The organism is Variovorax sp. CCNWLW225 (genome assembly GCF_037204045.1).
Classification (GTDB): Bacteria; Pseudomonadota; Gammaproteobacteria; order Burkholderiales; family Burkholderiaceae_C; genus Variovorax.
Window position 1 is genome coordinate 268,482 of sequence record NZ_JBBCBV010000001.1, and the last position, 15,103, is coordinate 283,584.

The 15,103-nt window shown below is 64.8% G+C and carries 15 protein-coding genes; 8 read left to right on the top strand and 7 right to left on the bottom strand.

The window, feature by feature from the left end; translation table 11 throughout:
- The first annotated feature begins 10 nt into the window (after positions 1–10).
- Genes V9L20_RS01365 through V9L20_RS01375 form a run of 3 tightly spaced genes read left to right on the top strand, consistent with a single transcriptional unit; the run spans position 11 to position 3,861 of the window.
- Entirely contained in the window at positions 11–1,195 is a 1,185-nt protein-coding gene (locus V9L20_RS01365; protein ID WP_337295207.1) for an ABC transporter substrate-binding protein, read from the top strand.
- 3 nt (positions 1,196–1,198) lie between these two features.
- On the top strand, positions 1,199–2,044 hold the full coding sequence (locus V9L20_RS01370; protein ID WP_337295208.1) for an ABC transporter ATP-binding protein: 846 nt from the start codon (positions 1,199–1,201) through the stop codon (positions 2,042–2,044).
- Positions 2,041–3,861, top strand: coding sequence for an AMP-dependent synthetase/ligase (locus V9L20_RS01375; RefSeq protein ID WP_337295209.1), 1,821 nt, complete (start codon positions 2,041–2,043; stop codon positions 3,859–3,861). The genes V9L20_RS01370 and V9L20_RS01375 overlap by 4 nt, the downstream gene beginning before the upstream one ends.
- Before the next feature lie 16 nt (positions 3,862–3,877).
- Here V9L20_RS01375 and V9L20_RS01380 read toward each other — a convergent pair whose 3' ends face one another.
- Together V9L20_RS01380 and clpB are read right to left on the bottom strand one after the other, a co-directional pair.
- Positions 3,878–4,216 (bottom strand): hypothetical protein, encoded by a 339-nt coding sequence (locus V9L20_RS01380; RefSeq protein WP_337295210.1) that lies wholly within the window; start codon positions 4,214–4,216, stop codon positions 3,878–3,880.
- A 9-nt stretch (positions 4,217–4,225) separates the two neighbouring features.
- A complete protein-coding gene (gene clpB / locus V9L20_RS01385) occupies positions 4,226–6,847 on the bottom strand; it encodes an ATP-dependent chaperone ClpB (protein ID WP_337295211.1) in 2,622 nt (873 codons plus the stop codon).
- A gap of 110 nt (positions 6,848–6,957) precedes the next feature.
- On the opposite strand from clpB, the gene V9L20_RS01390 reads away from it, so the two are divergent.
- From V9L20_RS01390 to V9L20_RS01405, 4 genes are all read left to right on the top strand, one after another.
- Positions 6,958–7,950 (top strand): Bug family tripartite tricarboxylate transporter substrate binding protein, encoded by a 993-nt coding sequence (locus V9L20_RS01390; protein WP_337295212.1) that lies wholly within the window; start codon positions 6,958–6,960, stop codon positions 7,948–7,950.
- 419 nt (positions 7,951–8,369) lie between these two features.
- Positions 8,370–9,077 carry a hypothetical protein gene (locus V9L20_RS01395; protein ID WP_337295213.1) on the top strand — a complete coding sequence of 236 codons (708 nt, stop codon included), beginning with the start codon at positions 8,370–8,372 and terminating at the stop codon, positions 9,075–9,077.
- A gap of 3 nt (positions 9,078–9,080) precedes the next feature.
- On the top strand, positions 9,081–10,760 hold the full coding sequence (locus V9L20_RS01400) for a hypothetical protein (RefSeq protein ID WP_337295214.1): 1,680 nt from the start codon (positions 9,081–9,083) through the stop codon (positions 10,758–10,760).
- A gap of 53 nt (positions 10,761–10,813) precedes the next feature.
- Positions 10,814–11,356 (top strand): hypothetical protein, encoded by a 543-nt coding sequence (locus V9L20_RS01405; protein ID WP_337295215.1) that lies wholly within the window; start codon positions 10,814–10,816, stop codon positions 11,354–11,356.
- 13 nt (positions 11,357–11,369) lie between these two features.
- Here the strand turns inward: V9L20_RS01405 and V9L20_RS01410 are convergent, their stop codons facing one another.
- Together V9L20_RS01410 and V9L20_RS01415 are read right to left on the bottom strand one after the other, a co-directional pair.
- Positions 11,370–11,846, bottom strand: coding sequence for a molybdenum cofactor biosynthesis protein MoaE (locus tag V9L20_RS01410; protein WP_309953354.1), 477 nt, complete (start codon positions 11,844–11,846; stop codon positions 11,370–11,372).
- Positions 11,847–11,866: 20 nt separating this feature from the next.
- The gene (locus tag V9L20_RS01415; protein WP_337295216.1) at positions 11,867–12,073 is read right to left on the bottom strand and encodes a hypothetical protein; all 207 of its coding nucleotides are present in this window, start codon (positions 12,071–12,073) and stop codon (positions 11,867–11,869) included.
- A gap of 26 nt (positions 12,074–12,099) precedes the next feature.
- Here V9L20_RS01415 and V9L20_RS01420 point away from each other — a divergent pair, with 26 nt between their 5' ends.
- Entirely contained in the window at positions 12,100–12,996 is an 897-nt protein-coding gene (locus V9L20_RS01420; RefSeq protein ID WP_337295217.1) for a 4-hydroxy-tetrahydrodipicolinate synthase family protein, read from the top strand.
- Here V9L20_RS01420 and V9L20_RS01425 read toward each other — a convergent pair.
- From V9L20_RS01425 to mobB, 3 genes are read right to left on the bottom strand one after another with little or no spacing between them, the layout of a single operon-like run.
- Entirely contained in the window at positions 12,983–13,234 is a 252-nt protein-coding gene (locus V9L20_RS01425) for a MoaD/ThiS family protein (protein ID WP_258505314.1), read from the bottom strand. The genes V9L20_RS01420 and V9L20_RS01425 overlap by 14 nt on opposite strands.
- A gap of 12 nt (positions 13,235–13,246) precedes the next feature.
- Positions 13,247–14,524, bottom strand: a complete 1,278-nt coding sequence (locus tag V9L20_RS01430) for a molybdopterin molybdotransferase MoeA (RefSeq protein WP_337295218.1) — start codon at positions 14,522–14,524, stop codon at positions 13,247–13,249.
- Complete coding sequence (gene mobB, locus V9L20_RS01435) at positions 14,517–15,062, bottom strand: molybdopterin-guanine dinucleotide biosynthesis protein B (RefSeq protein ID WP_337295219.1); 546 nt, start codon at positions 15,060–15,062, stop codon at positions 14,517–14,519. Before mobB ends, V9L20_RS01430 begins: the two co-directional genes overlap by 8 nt.
- Between the last annotated feature and the right edge of the window lie 41 nt (positions 15,063–15,103).

A 15,103-nucleotide genomic window follows, 5' to 3' on the forward strand; every position in this document is an offset into this window, starting at 1 on the left:
GGAGACACGCATGCCCAAGACACCGAAGCTTTTCCAGCACCGCCGCGCATTGCTGATTGCCGCCGGCCTCGCAGCCGCTGTTCCATTTGCTGCCAGCGCGCAGGGTAACGAAGACATCGTCATCGGCGGCTCGATTCCGATGACCGGCGTGTTCGCCTTTGCGGGCGTCGGCATCAACGCCGGCATTGCCGACTACGTGAAGATCGTCAACGACGCGGGCGGCATCAAGGGGCGCAAGCTGCGCTACGTGCCCGAAGACACGGGCTACAAGGTCGACGTGTCGGTGGCGGCCTTCAAGAAGATCACGAGCCAGAACAAGGTCAACCTCTACTACGGCGACTCGACCGGCTTCTCCAAGACCATCAACCCCGAGCTCGACCGCAACGGCCAGATCCTGATGGCCGGCGCATCGTTCGCAACCGAGCTGAACGACTCCGCCAAGTACCCCAACCAGTTCCTGGTCGGGCCCGACTACACCGAACAGTTCGGCATCCTGCTGCGCCACATCGCCAAGGAGAAGCCGGGTGCCAAGGTGGCCTTCGTGTACTCCGACTCCGAGTTTGGCCGCGACCCGATCGAGGCCAGCGAGGCGGCCGCCAAGAAGCTGGGCCTCACCGTGCCGGTCAAGCTCATGACACCGCCGGGCAGCGTCGACGTGTCGACCGAAGTCATCAAGCTGCGCCGGGCCGCGCCCGACTACACCATCTTCCACGGCTACATCCTCGCGCCGATCCCCGAGTTCATCCAGCAGGGCAAGCAGATGGGCATGACCAGCAAATGGATGGGCACCTTCTGGACCATGGACAGCTCCACCGTCATGAAGATGGGCGAAGGCGCCGACGGCTTCATGGGCGTGATGCCCTACCGCTACTACTACGACACCTCGGCCAAGGCGCCGATGCTCGACAAGATCCGTGCGCTGCGCCCCGAGTACCAGAGCACGGCCTACACGCAGGGCTTTCTCACGGCCATGCTGTTCACCGAGGCTGCCAAGCGCACCCTGGATGCGGGCAAGCCGCTGGACGGCAAGAACCTGAAGGCCTCGCTCAACACCATCAAGGACTTCGACACCGGCGGGATCATCGGCACGCCGATCACCATCAAGGGCAACTCGATTCCGGTGGGCCGCGTCTACAAGGCCGACATGAAGGCGCAGAAGATGGTGGCGGCCTCGGACTGGATCTCGCTGAACTGAACCATGAACCTGTCCGCGGCTGCGCCCGCCTTCGAAAGGGCTGACCTTGTCTTGGAGGTCAACAACATCGAGGTGGTCTACAACAAGGTCGTGCAGGTGCTGCGCGGGCTGTCGCTCGCCGTGCCACGCGGACAGATCGTGGCACTGCTGGGCAGCAACGGCGCAGGAAAGTCGACCACGCTGAAAGCGGTGTCTGGGCTGCTGGCGCTGGAGGACGGCGAGGTGGAAGCGGGCCGCATCGTATTCGACGGTGCACCCACCGCACAGCTCGCGCCGCAGCAACTCGTGCGGCGGGGGCTCAGCCATGTGATGGAAGGCCGGCGCATCTTCGAGGACCTCACCGTCGAGGAGAACCTCGTGGCCGCAACCTATGCGCTGACGGGCCGCACAGGCACCGCAACCCCGCGCAACTTCGACGATGTGTACGCCTATTTCCCCCGCCTGCACGAACGCCGCAAGGGCCTGGCAGGCTACCTTTCCGGCGGCGAGCAGCAGATGCTGGCCATCGGCCGCGCGCTCGTCGCGCAACCGAAGCTCATCCTGCTCGACGAGCCCTCGCTCGGCCTCTCGCCCAAGCTGGTGGAGGACATCTTCACGATCATCGCGCGCATCAATGCGGAGCGCGGCACCTCGATGCTGCTGGTCGAGCAGAACGCGAGCGTGGCGCTGGCCATTGCGCACACGGGCTACATCATGGAAAGCGGCAAGGTGGTGATCGACGGCAGCGCCGAGCGGCTCGCCGCCGACCCCGATGTACGCGAGTTCTACCTTGGCGTGGGCGGCAGCGGCGAGTCGCGCAGCTTCCGCGCGCTCAAGCACTACAAGCGCCGCAAGCGCTGGCTCTCATGACCGATGCTGCGCTTCCCTCGCTCACCTTGCCGCAGATGCTGCGCGAGCAGGCGCGGCTGCGGCCCCATCGCATCGCAATCCGCCAAAAGGACTTCGGCATCTGGCATCCGCTGGACTGGCGCGGCTACCTGCGGCGCGCCACGCACTTCGGCCTTGGGCTGCATGCGATGGGCCTTGCGCCGGGCGGCCACCTCGGCGTGATTTCGGAGAACCGGGTCGAATGGCTGATCGCTCAGTTGGGCGCGGGGCTGACCGGCGCGGTCACCGTCGGCGTGTACCCGACCAGCCCGAGCAACGAGGTGGCCTACGTGGTCGCGCATGCGGACATCGAAGTGATCGTCTGCGAGGACCAGGAGCAGACCGACAAGGTGCTGGACGCCATCGACCAGTTGCCGCGCCTGCGCAGGATCGTGGTGATCGAGACCAAGGGCCTCGCGAGCTACCCGCCCGAGGTGCGCGCGCTTGTCTCGACCTTCGCGGAAGTCGAGCAGGCCGGCGCCGAGGCCGAGGCGCGCGACGGCACCGCACTCGTCGACGCCGCGCTCGAGCGCCAGACGCTGGCCGACATCGGCTTGATGATCTACACCTCGGGCTCCACCGGCAAGCCCAAGGGCGCGATGATCTCGTACCGCAACATCCGGGGCGTGGTGCCCGGCATCGTCGAGCGGCTGGCGCTGGACGGCGACACCACGCACCTGTCGTACCTGCCGCTGTGCCACGTGGCCGAGCAGATGCTCACGGCCTTTGTGCCGCTGTACCTGGGCTCGCAGGTGAACTTCGGCGAATCGATCCGCACCGTGCAGGAAGACCTGCGCGAAGTCGCGCCCACCATGTTCCTGGGCGTGCCGCGCATCTGGGAAAAGCTGCACGCCGGCATCAGCATCAAGATGCAGGAGGCCGGCCGGCTGCAACGGGCGCTGTTCAACCGTGCGATTGCCGCCTGCGCGCCGCTGGCCGAAAAGCCGCGCAACACATGGACCGTGGCCGAGCGCGGCCGCTTCGCACTGCACTACTGGACGGTGCTGCGCGCGCTGCAGAACTTCATCGGCCTGCGGCGCGCGCGCATTGCACTCACCGGCGCGGCGCCGATTCCGCCCGACGTGGTGCGCTTCTTTCGCACGCTGGGCGTGCCGCTGGTGGAGGTGTACGGGCTCACCGAATCGACCGGCATGATCGCGGGCCATCGCCGCGATGCCGTGAAGATAGGCACCGTCGGCGTGCCCACGCTGGGCACCGAACACCGCATCGGCGAAGCGGGTGAGCTGCTGGTGCGCGGCGACATGGTGTTCGAGGGCTACTACAAGAACCCCGAGGCCACCGCCGCCTCCATACGCGACGGCTGGCTGTACACAGGCGACGTGGTGCGGCAAGAAGACGGCCAACTGCGCATCGTCGACCGGCTCAAGGACATCATGATCACGGCCGGCGGCAAGAACCTCACACCCTCGGAAATCGAGAACACCATGAAGGGCAGCCCTTTCATCAAGGAATGCATCGTGGTGGCGGACGGACGCAAGTTCGTCGGCGCGCTGCTGCAGATCGACTACGAAACGGTGGGCAAGTGGGCCGAGGCGGAGCGCATTCCGTTCACGCATTTCCGCTCGCTGGTGGAAGAGCCGCGCGTGCGCGCGCTCATCGAATCGGAAGTTTCACGCGGCAACGACAAGCTCGCGCAGGTGTGGCAGATCCGGCGTTTTCACCTGCTCACAAAAGAGTTGGACCACGACGACGGCGAAGTCACCGCAACCATGAAGGTGCGGCGCTCCAGCATCTACAAGGCTTACACGGAAGAAATCGAGGCGCTGTACCGCGCCTGATCGGTGCCGGGGCGGCTTACTCGCCGCGAGCAGGCCGGGCCCGCACGTCGGTCACGTCGCCGGCCGGACGCAGCGACAGCGGGCTGCGCACCGATTCGCCGCGCGCGCGCGCATTGGCCACGTCCGCGGCGTTGGGTTCGGCCGGCTTTGCCGCATTGCGAAAACGCTCAAAGCCCGAGCGCGGGTCGAAGCGCCCACCCATCGAGGCCATCCAGGGCGTCACGGGCTTGCCCGTGATCCGGCCCCAGGCGTAGCGCACGCCCCACACAGCGGCCAACAGCGTGACCGCCGCCGCCAGGCTGGCCGCGAAAACCAACCCCAGGAGCAGAAGAATGACGCGAAAAATGAAGTTCATCATCCGACTTTAGGCCGCAACAGCCTCCGATGGTTCCCCGGCCTTCGTAAACGAAAAATGGCCAGGGTTCCGGATCGGGTCGGTGTTGACTTCGATCGTGTCCTTCGGCCCGAAGCTGCCGTCGAGCAGCAGCTTCGAGAGCGGGTTCTCGATGCGCTGCTGGATGGCGCGCTTCAGCGGCCGGGCGCCGAACACCGGGTCGAAGCCGACCTTGGCAATTTCGGCCAGCGCCGCGGGCGACACCTCGAGCGCCAGGTCCATCTTGGCGAGCCGCGCCTGCAGCACCTTGAGCTGGATCGCGGCAATCGATTCGATGTTCTTCGCGTCGAGCGCGTGGAACACGACCGTCTCGTCGATGCGGTTCAGGAACTCGGGGCGGAAGTGGTTCCGCAGCTCGTCCCACACCGCTTCCTTGATGTCTTCGGCCGGCTGCCCCACCATCGACTGGATGATGGGCGAGCCGATGTTGCTCGTCATCACGATCACGGTGTTCTTGAAGTCCACCGTGCGGCCCTGGCCGTCGGTCAGGCGGCCGTCGTCGAGCACCTGCAGCAGCACGTTGAACACATCGGGGTGCGCCTTCTCGACCTCGTCGAGCAGCACCACGCTGTAGGGCTTGCGGCGCACGGCCTCGGTGAGGTAGCCGCCCTCTTCATAGCCCACGTAGCCCGGCGGCGCGCCGATGAGGCGGGCCACCGAATGCTTCTCCATGAACTCGCTCATGTCGATGCGGATCAGGTGGTCTTCGCTGTCGAACAGGAAGCCCGCGAGCGCTTTGCAGAGCTCGGTCTTGCCCACGCCCGTGGGACCGAGGAACAGGAACGAGCCGGTCGGGCGGTTCGGATCCGAAAGGCCCGAGCGCGAGCGGCGGATGGCGTTGGCGACCGCACCGATGGCCTCGTCCTGCCCCACGACGCGTTCGTGCAGCTTGTCTTCCATCACGAGCAGCTTGTCGCGTTCGCCCTGCATCAGCTTGGCAACCGGAATGCCGGTGGCGCGCGCCACGACCTCGGCGATTTCTTCGGAGCCCACTTGCGTGCGCAGCAGTGTCGGCGCGCTGGACTTGCCCTTGTTCGCTTCGCTTTCTTCAGCCTCGTGCAGGCGCTTCTCCAGCGCCGGCAGCTGGCCGTATTGCAGCTCGGCGAGCTTGTTGAAATCGCCCTTGCGCTTCCACTCTTCGATTTCGAACTTGATCTTGTCGATGTCTTCGCGAATCTTCGCGCTGCCTTGCGCCTGCGCCTTCTCGGCCTGCCAGATCTCGTCGTAATCGGCAATCTCCTTCTGCAGGCGCGCGATCTCGTCCTCGATCAGGCCGAAGCGCTTCTGCGAGGCTTCGTCCTTTTCGCGACGCACGGCTTCACGCTCGATCTGCAGCTGGATGAGACGGCGGTCGAGGCGGTCCATCACCTCTGGCTTGGAGTCCATCTCGATCTTGATCTTGGCCGCGGCCTCGTCGATCAGGTCGATGGCCTTGTCGGGCAGGAAGCGGTCGGTGATGTAGCGGTCAGACAGTTCGGCTGCGGCCACGATGGCCGGGTCGGTGATCTGCACGCCGTGGTGCACTTCGTATTTTTCCTGCAGGCCGCGCAAGATGGCGATGGTGGCTTCGACACTGGGCTCGCCCACGATGATCTTCTGGAAGCGGCGCTCGAGCGCAGCGTCCTTCTCGATGTACTTGCGGTACTCGTCGAGCGTGGTCGCACCCACGCAGTGCAGCTCGCCGCGCGCGAGCGCGGGCTTGAGCATGTTGCCGGCGTCCATGGCGCCCTCGGCCTTGCCGGCGCCCACCATGGTGTGCAGCTCATCGATGAAGACGATGGTCTGGCCTTCGTCCTTGGCGAGTTCGTTCAGCACGGTCTTCAGGCGCTCTTCGAACTCGCCGCGGAACTTGGCGCCGGCCAGCAGCGCGGCCATGTCGAGCGACAACACGCGCTTGCCCTTCAACGACTCGGGCACCTCGCCCGCGACGATGCGCTGCGCCAGGCCCTCGACGATGGCGGTCTTGCCCACGCCGGGCTCACCGATGAGCACCGGGTTGTTCTTGGTGCGGCGCTGCAGCACCTGAATGGCGCGGCGGATTTCCTCGTCGCGGCCGATGACCGGGTCGAGCTTGCCCAGCCGGGCACGCTCGGTCAGGTCGAGGCAGTATTTCTTCAGGGCTTCGCGCTGGCCTTCGGCATCGGCGCTGTTCACGCCCTGCCCACCGCGCACGGCGTCGATGGCCGATTCGAGCGACTTGCGGCTCAGGCCGTTTTCCTTCGCGATCCGGCCGATGTCCGATTTGCTGTCGGCCACGGCCAAGAGGAAGAGCTCGCCCGCAATGAACTGGTCATTGCGCTTGATGGCTTCTTTCTCGGTGGCCTGCAGCAGCTTGCCGAGCTCGGGTCCAACCTGCACGATGTCATGGCCCTGCACCTGCGGCAGCTTCTTGATGGCGGCCTCGGCCGCACCCGCCAGGCCCTGCACATTGACGCCGGCACGCTCCAGCAGGGCGCGCGGGCCGTCTTCCTGGCGCAGCATGGCGACCAGCAGGTGGGCTGGTTCGATATAGGCGTTGTCGTTGCCGAGCGCGAGCGTCTGGGCGTCGCTCAGCGCTTCCTGGAACTTGGTGGTGAGTTTGTCTTGTCGCATGGTGGTATTCCTGCACTCAAAATAGGACTGTTCGGGCGCGATTCAAGATGTCCGGCGCATCGGGCACGGCTATTGCACTGTGCCTCGTCATTTTTGGAATGGAGTCGATCATGGTTTTTTCAATGCTGCGCCCTCATCCGGTTCGCCGGGCGCTCGGCGTCGGTCTGTTTGTAGCGGCCCTGGGCCTCGCAAGCGTTGCGCAGGCGCAAGGCACGCCCGTCCGCATCCTGGTCGGCTTTCCGGCCGGCGCGGGCACGGACGCCATTGCACGCACGCTGGGCGAAAAACTCAAGGACGTATTGGGCGTGCCGGTGGTGGTCGAAAACCGCGCTGGTGCAGGCGGGCAAATCGCGGCCCAAGCGCTCAAGGCCGCCCCGGCCGACGGCCATACGCTGTTCCTTTCGCATGACCACTCGATTTCCATCCTGCCGCAGGTGGTCAAGAACCCGGGCTTCAACCCCGCGACCGACTTCGTGCCCGTGGCCGGCTTCGCCACTTTCGCCAACGTGCTCGCAGTGTCCGGCGGCACGCCGGCCAAGAGCATCGATGAGTACGTGAAGTGGATTCGCACCCAGCGCGGCGGCAAGGAAACCATCGGCATCCCCGCGCCCGCCTCGATTCCCGAGTTCCTGGTAAAAATGATCTCGGAAAAATACAAGATCGACGTGCAGCCCGCGCCCTACCGCGGCAGCGCGCCCATGACGGCGGACATGCTGGGCAACCAGATCACCGCGGGCATTGCCTCGGTGCCCGACTTCATCGAGAACCACAAGGCGGGCAAGGTGCGCATCGTCGCCTCCATCGGCGCCAAGCGCCAGGCCGTGCTTCTGAACGTGCCGACCTTCACCGAACTGGGTTTCTCGAACCTGGAAGACCTGCCCTACTACGGCATCTTCGCGCCCGTGGGCACGCCCCAGCCGGTCATCGACAAATACGGCGAAGCGCTGCAGAAGGTGCTGGCCATGCCCGATGTGAAGCAGAAGCTGACGACGATGGGGCTCACCGTGGCGTATGAGCCGCAAGGGCAGTTTGCGGGCCGCGTGCGCAGCTATACGCAGACTTGGGAGCGGATCATTCAGTCGAGCGGGTTCAAGCCCCTCTGAGCTTTCCTGTCTCTCCCTCTCCCTGAGGAGAGGGTTGGGGTGAGAGCACTGAGCCGCCTATAAGCGCGGCGCTCAAAACAGGCGCCGCTGCTCTCACTCCGCCCTCCTCAAAGAGAAAGGGAAAAGAGAATCAAGCATTGCTGGCCGTAGTGCCCCAGCGCGCCAGCCTTGCCACGGCTCACGCGCGCCGGAGAGCTGCATTCTTTCACGGTTCGTTTGCCGCAGTCGGGGCAGCACTGCGGCTTTGATCAATCCGGCCAACCACAATGGGTGATGACCAACCTCAGCTCCCAACAGCAAACGACGCTGGCTCAGTTCGCAGCCCAGCCTCGCGTCACTCCCGCGCAAAAGGCGCAACTGCGCGCTGACGTCTCCAGCAACGCTCACTTGCTGGTCCAGCCGAACCAAGGCGCGTCCCGATGATTGCGCGCGAACTCATATTGCCAGTGATTGCCACACTGGCCCTGAGCGCCTGTGCTCATGACCCCGCGCCTGACTCCAAAAAGACCATGCCGATGAATGCATCTGCGAAAGCCTACCGTCCCCACACACTGGACGAGCACCCCGACCTCACGCCGAAAGAAATGGGCCGGCGAATGCTCAAGCTGATCGACAGCCTCACATCCTTCGACGAGTTGTCGTTGGAGCGGGTGCGGGAGGTGATGCGATTGCCTCTGTACGAGATGCCATCACGGACATCGCACGCTTTCGGAATGCATTTGCCAGCGTCGGATTGGTACTACGTCTTCTCCTACTATGACCATCCTCAGTTGTCAGAGTCGAAGAACATTACTTATGAGTTCCTCGGCAAAAGCGAAACTGCCGACATGGGCCCAGTCTGCGCCATTGACTACGGCGCCTATGTGACGGCACTAAAGAGCATGGGCTTCCGGGAACGGGAGGACTTGGCGCGATACGACGCCTTACACCCCTATCCGCGCCGCAACGAGCAAACAGGGCAATTGGAGCCCTCTCCCCCTCAATTCCGGCGCTTGCCCGTCTATTTTTTTACGCGCAACAACGTTGTGGTGCAGATCACCCCCCGACGCGAAGCAGATGTTCCTGACGAAAAGCTGCGTCACGCGTGCGTGGAGTCCATCACCGCCATGCGCTTCGGAAAGAGGTAAGCCATGCCCATCCTCGATCCTCAACTGGATACAGCCCTCTCCCAATTCGCAGCCCAACCCGGTGTCACTCCCGCGCAGGAAGCTCAACTGCGTGCTGCTGTCGCCAGCGATGCCCGGCTGCTGGAAAGTCTGAATCAGAACGCCGCCGAAGGCCATCTCAAAGGATTTGCCCTGCCGCAGGTCGGCACCCAACCGAATCTGGCGGGTACCTATGAGATCGTTTCGGGGGTGGTCACCCTGCCGGCCAGCAGTTTTGCTCCTACCGGCGCAGTTGCCAGTGCAGACTTGATCGCAACGCTGCGTTTGCAGGACATGTCCTTGCGTTTTGCGCACAGCGACTACGACGACCCTGTCAATAAGCTCTGCCGTCCGATCACGCAGGAGATGGTGAACAACCTGCAATCGACCATCAATGGCTCACCAGCACTGGCGCAGGAGATCAAGAAGGCGGTTACGCCACCTGGGCCTGGGCAGAAGGCGCCCTTACAGCACTTTGTGCCCCTCAGCGGGACGGTGGCCGGCGGCACCTACGACGGGACCACAAAAACCATGAGCCTGCCGCCCACAAGTCTTTCGACCCCATTCAATTCGGTGGACATGACCTTTGTGCTGGGCCATGAAGTCCAACATGCCTTCAACCATGCCGCCATGACTGCGGCCAGTCAGTCCTTCAACACCGAGACTTGGCAGATCGCCCAGAGCAACAGCCTTGCGCATGACTACACCGGAGCCATCGGCAGGCTGACCCAGGCTTCGCGTGAAGATGAGGCTAGTGCGCAAATTGCGGGGTGGAATGCGTTGTTGAGCAGGCAGCAGCAGATCACGCCACACGCAGGGCTCGATAACATGCTGGGAACCCGAAATTTCAGAGTAAGAGATTTCGTCGAGCTCGACAGAAATTCCAACTCCGCTCAACCCCGCCCCGGGCTGGCCTTCAACCCCGACACCACCCTGTCGCAGACCCCCGCCAACATAGTCGCGGCGGGGCAGTATTACTTCGACAAGCCGCCCAAAGGGACGCCCGGCGTACCGGAGAATCAAACCACCGGTATCGGCTTTCACGGCGACTCCGACTACCGCAACTACTACGGCGCCCATGCGGTGGGGCGCGCCATCGATATGGAGCGCTCCTACGCCCAGCCCGTCAACGGCCTAGCGCCGAATATGCAATTCGACATGTCTCGCCTGGGGCTGCGCGAAGACTTGATGGAGCGGAACGGCATCACCATCGGAAAAAATCCCGGAACGCCGCAGCCCTATAACGACACCAGCCAGTTGCCGCCGGCACCGCGTCATTTCGATCACACCAACACGCCGGCCGGCGTTCCCAACAGCCATCAGCATGTGCCGGTGGTTCCCGGCGCGACGGGATCGCTTGGCGCAAACGCTGGCGATCCGCGCGATCCGGAGTCTGTTCAGCCGTCCGGCACACCCCAGGCGCAGCGGGAACTCTCGCCCACAGCGGACTTCTCCGCCTATCTCGACCGCATGCTTGCCGCCGCGCAGTCGGGCGACGACGCTTCCTTCCGCAAGATGACCCAGACCTTGGCCGATCTACCACCCGGACGCGAGTTGCGTGCCGAAGCCGTTGCCGCCGTAGACCAGCAGGAGCAATTGGCCGCACAGCACCAAGCCCAACTGCAGCAGGCCGCCCAGGTCAGTGGCCCGGTCATGCGCATGTAACGCCCAGTAGATCGCCATTGAACGGCTCGGAAACGGGAGCGGAAAGGGAAGAAATGAACGAAGAAAAAAGCATGGTTTTGATCAGCAAGATTGCGGCACTTGTCGAGCAATTCGACCGTCGCTGCGAGCACGCCAGCGGACAGTTGCGCCACCTCGCGCAACAGATGCCGGGTGTGGTGCGGCAGTCGGCCGACGAGCACTTTCGCCGCATTCCCGACGAGGTGATGGGCGGCGTCCGATCAGGAATCGAGCGGCCAGTAGCCGCCTATGAACAGCGCTTGCGCGAGGCGGGCGAGCGGTTGCAGCAAGCGTCGAACGCACTCAACTCGCAACTGCTGCGCGCTGAAACGCTGCACAAGCATTTGATCTGGAAAGTTGCCGGCATCACACTGGGCAGTCTCGTGCTTCTTCTGGCTGGCGGGGGCTGGTTGTCCTGGCACTACTACGAGGAGATTCGTACCAATCAAGTGTCGGCCGACCTGCTCAAGGCTTACAACCAGGCAGATGTCACACTGTGCGATGGCCGCCTGTGCGCCAAAGTGGGCAAGAAGGACCGGCAGCGCTTTGGCGACTATGTTCTAGTCGAGCCCCGCTGAAGCCCGCCGCGATTCACGCATTGCCGACATCAATGCCCCAGCGCGCCAGCGCCGCATCGTCGCTCACACGCGCATCCACCCATCGCGCGCCTTCAGGCGTCTGTTCCTTCTTCCAGAACGGCGCCTGCGTCTTCAGATAATCCATCAGAAACTCGCAGGCCTCGAAGCTCTGGCCGCGGTGGGCCGAGACCACCGCCACCATCATGATCTGGTCGAGCGGCTGCAGCAGGCCCACGCGATGGATGACGCGTGCGCCCAGGATGTCGAAGCGCTTGTGCGCCTCGTCGATCATGGCTTCGATGGCCTTCTCGGTCATGCCGGGGTAGTGCTCCAGCTCCATCGATGCGATGTTGCTGCCGTCGTTGCGGTCCCTGACCGTGCCGACAAAACTGCACACCGCGCCCACGCGTTTGTCGCCGGCACGCAACGCGGCGACCTCCTGTCCCAGGTCGAAATCGGCTGTCTGGATCGAAACGCGTGCATCGCTCATGCCGGGATTGTGGCACCGCGCTAGACTTCGGCAATGCCTTGCCACGCCACGCTCTTCACAGTGCTTTCGCACTTGGGAAGCAGCCGCGCGCGCCAAGGCAGCAAAGCCAAAAAACCAAAGCTCGTCTGACCGGAGCTGCGGTTCCGTCGTCGGATGAGCGACGGAACCTGCAAAGGCCTTGGCCCCGATTTGGGTTGCGCGCGCATCGAACGACGGTTCTTTTCCATCGGTCGATTCCTCGAAGGAAGCCTGCGTGCCGCAATCGTCAAACCCCTCCTCCAATCCTGATTTCTCGGGCCTCTGGATTCCTCTTGTCACGCCGTTTCGCGGCGGCGCCGTCGACCACGCTGCGCTCTCGGCCCTGACACGCCGGCTCGCCGATGACGGCGTGTCAGGCTTCGTGGTCTGCGCCTCGACGGGCGAAGCCGCGGCGCTCGATGAAGCGGAGCAACTGGCCGCGCTCGACACGGTGCAGGCTGCCGCCGGCGGGCTGCCGATCATCATGGGCCTGTCGGGCTACCACCTGGGCAAGACGACGGCCTGGGTACGGCGGCTCACCGAACGGCCCCTGGCAGGGCTGCAGGTGCCCGCGCCGCACTACATCCGGCCGTCGCAGGCCGGTCTGCTCGAATGGTTCCGCGCCATTGCCGACGCCAGCGCCGCGCCGGTGCTGGTCTACGACATTCCCTACCGCACCGGCGCGACCATTGCGCGCGAAACACTGCTGACCCTTGCCGAGCATCCGCGCATTCGAGGCATCAAGGATTGCGGCGGCGACATGGCCAAGACACGCGCCGTGATTGCGGACGGCAGGCTCCAGGTGCTGTCCGGCGAAGACCAACAGATCTTCAGTACGGTGGCCGAAGGCGGGGTGGGTGCCATCGCGGCAAGCGGCCATGTGCAGACCCGCCGCTTTGTGCAGGTGCTGCGCCTCTTGGCCGACAACCGGCTTGCGGAAGCGCGCGCCGAGTGGCAGCTGCTGCAGCCGTTGATAGAGATGCTGTTTGCCGAACCGAACCCGGCGCCGCTCAAGGCGCTGCTGGCGCATGACGGATCGATGAGCGATGAATTGCGCTCGCCGATGACTCGCGCATCCGATGCGTTGCGCGACCGGTTGGTAGAACTCGACGCCCGGCTCAGCCGCCCGTAACGGGCGGGAAGAAGGCGACCTCGGCGCCCTCGCGCAGCGCGGCCGCCTCGTCGCTCATGACCTGATCGAGCGCCATGCGAACGGCCTTGCCGCGTGCAAGGGCCGTGGCGTATGCCCCGCCGCGGGCAATGAGTTCATCGCGCAAGGCGGCAAGTGTGCCGGCGCCGGTTTCGACGGTTTCGCCGCTGGTGGCAAGCGCCTCGCGCACGGAGGCGAAATAACGGATCTGGACCTTCATGTGAGATGCGCTTCAGGCCAGCAGCGAGGCCAAGGGAATGAACTTCACCGTGTCGCCGGCCTTGAAGGACTGGCTGGGCGGGTTGTCGATGACGCCGTCGCCCCACACCATCGACGTCAGCACGCCCGAGCTCTGGTTGGCGAACAGATCGAGTCCGCCGGCTGCGTTGCGCCGCGCGCGCAGGAACTCGCGGCGCTTGTCGGCACGCGGCCAGTCGAAGTCGGCACGCATCGGCACGGGCTCGGGCGCCACGCGCGTGGCGCCTTGGAGCGTCAGCAGAAAGGGGCGCACGAGCAGCAGAAAAGTCAGGAAGCTGGAGACGGGATTGCCGGGCAGTCCGGTCACGTGGCAGCGGCCCTTCGCGTCGCCTCCCGCCCTGGGAATCGATCCGTAGGCGAAAGGCTTACCGGGCTTCATCGAGAGCGACCACAGCTGCAATTCGCCAAGCGCCTGCACCGCGGCCTTGATGTGGTCTTCTTCTCCCACGGACACGCCGCCCGTGGTGATGATCAGGTCGCTGCCCTCGGCGGCGCCGCGCAGCGCCTCGATGGTGGCTTCGCGCTTGTCGGGCACGATGCCCAGGTCGTTCACCTCGCAGCCCAGCCGATGCAGCAAGGCGCGCATGAAAAAGCGGTTGGAGTTGTAGATCGCGCCGGGCTTCATGGCCTCGGGTGCGACTTCGCCGGGCATCACCAATTCGTCGCCGGTGGACAGCAGCGCCACGCGCGGGCGCCGCGCCACCTGGAGCCGGTCGAAGCCGATGCTCGCGGCGAGCCCGAGTGCGGCGGGCGTCAGGCGCTCGCCCTTGCGCAGCACCACGTCGCCGGACGCCACGTCTTCGCCAGCGCGGCGAATCCATTGGCCGGCGGTGGGAGCGATCTGGATGCGCACCGCGCCAAGCCCGCCCTCCTGCGGCACGGCCTGCGTGTCTTCCTGCATGACGACCGCATCGGCGCCCTCGGGAATCTGCGCGCCGGTGAAGATGCGTGCCGCCGTGCCGGCCGCCAGCGGCGTGCCCACGGTTCCGGCGGGGATGCGCTGCGCAACCTGGAGCAAGGCGCCGGGCGCAGCGCAGTCCGCCGTGCGCACGGCATAGCCGTCCATCGAACTGTTGTCCCGCGGCGGCACGGTGAGCGCGGAGACCAGGTCTTGCGCGAGCACCCGGCCGTCCGCATCGAAGGTGGCGACGCTTTCGGCGGGCAGCTTGGGTGCCGCTTTTTCGAGCAGCGTTGCCAGCGCTTCGTCAAGCGCCATCAGCGGCGGGCGCGAGTGAGGAGCGGTGTCAGCCATGATGTTCGGGGTTGTATTCGAAGCGGGTTCCGCTGTCGATCAGCCACTGCGCGATGCCCTCGATGTCGTCGAGGTCGAACATGGGCAGGTTGGTAGGCGCCGGCAGCCCTTCGGGCGCGTTGGTGGCAATGGCCGTCACGAAGGCATCGTCGATGTACTTCGAAGGCCGAGGCGCCTGGCCTGCTTCGGGCGCACGCCACACTTCGATCTTCAGCAGGTCGCTGTGCTTGAAGCCCTCGACCAGCACCCAGTCGACGCCGTCGTGAAGCTCCGCAATGAGGTCATGCACCGTGAGCTGCGCGGGCTGCTCGAATTCGCGGATCAGCGCCAGCCGCTTGTCCGATGCCACGACCACCTCGAAAGCCCCCGCCTCGCGGTGGCGGTAGGTGTCCTTGCCAGGATGGTCGATGTCGAACTTGTGGTGCGCATGCTTGACCACCGACACGCGTTGCCCGTGGAGCCTGAGCACCGGAATCAGTCGCTCGACCAGCGTGGTCTTGCCCGAACCCGAGTACCCGGAAAAGCCGATCACCTTCATGACGAGTTCCTGTGGCTGCTAGCTGGTCGACAGCCGAATGC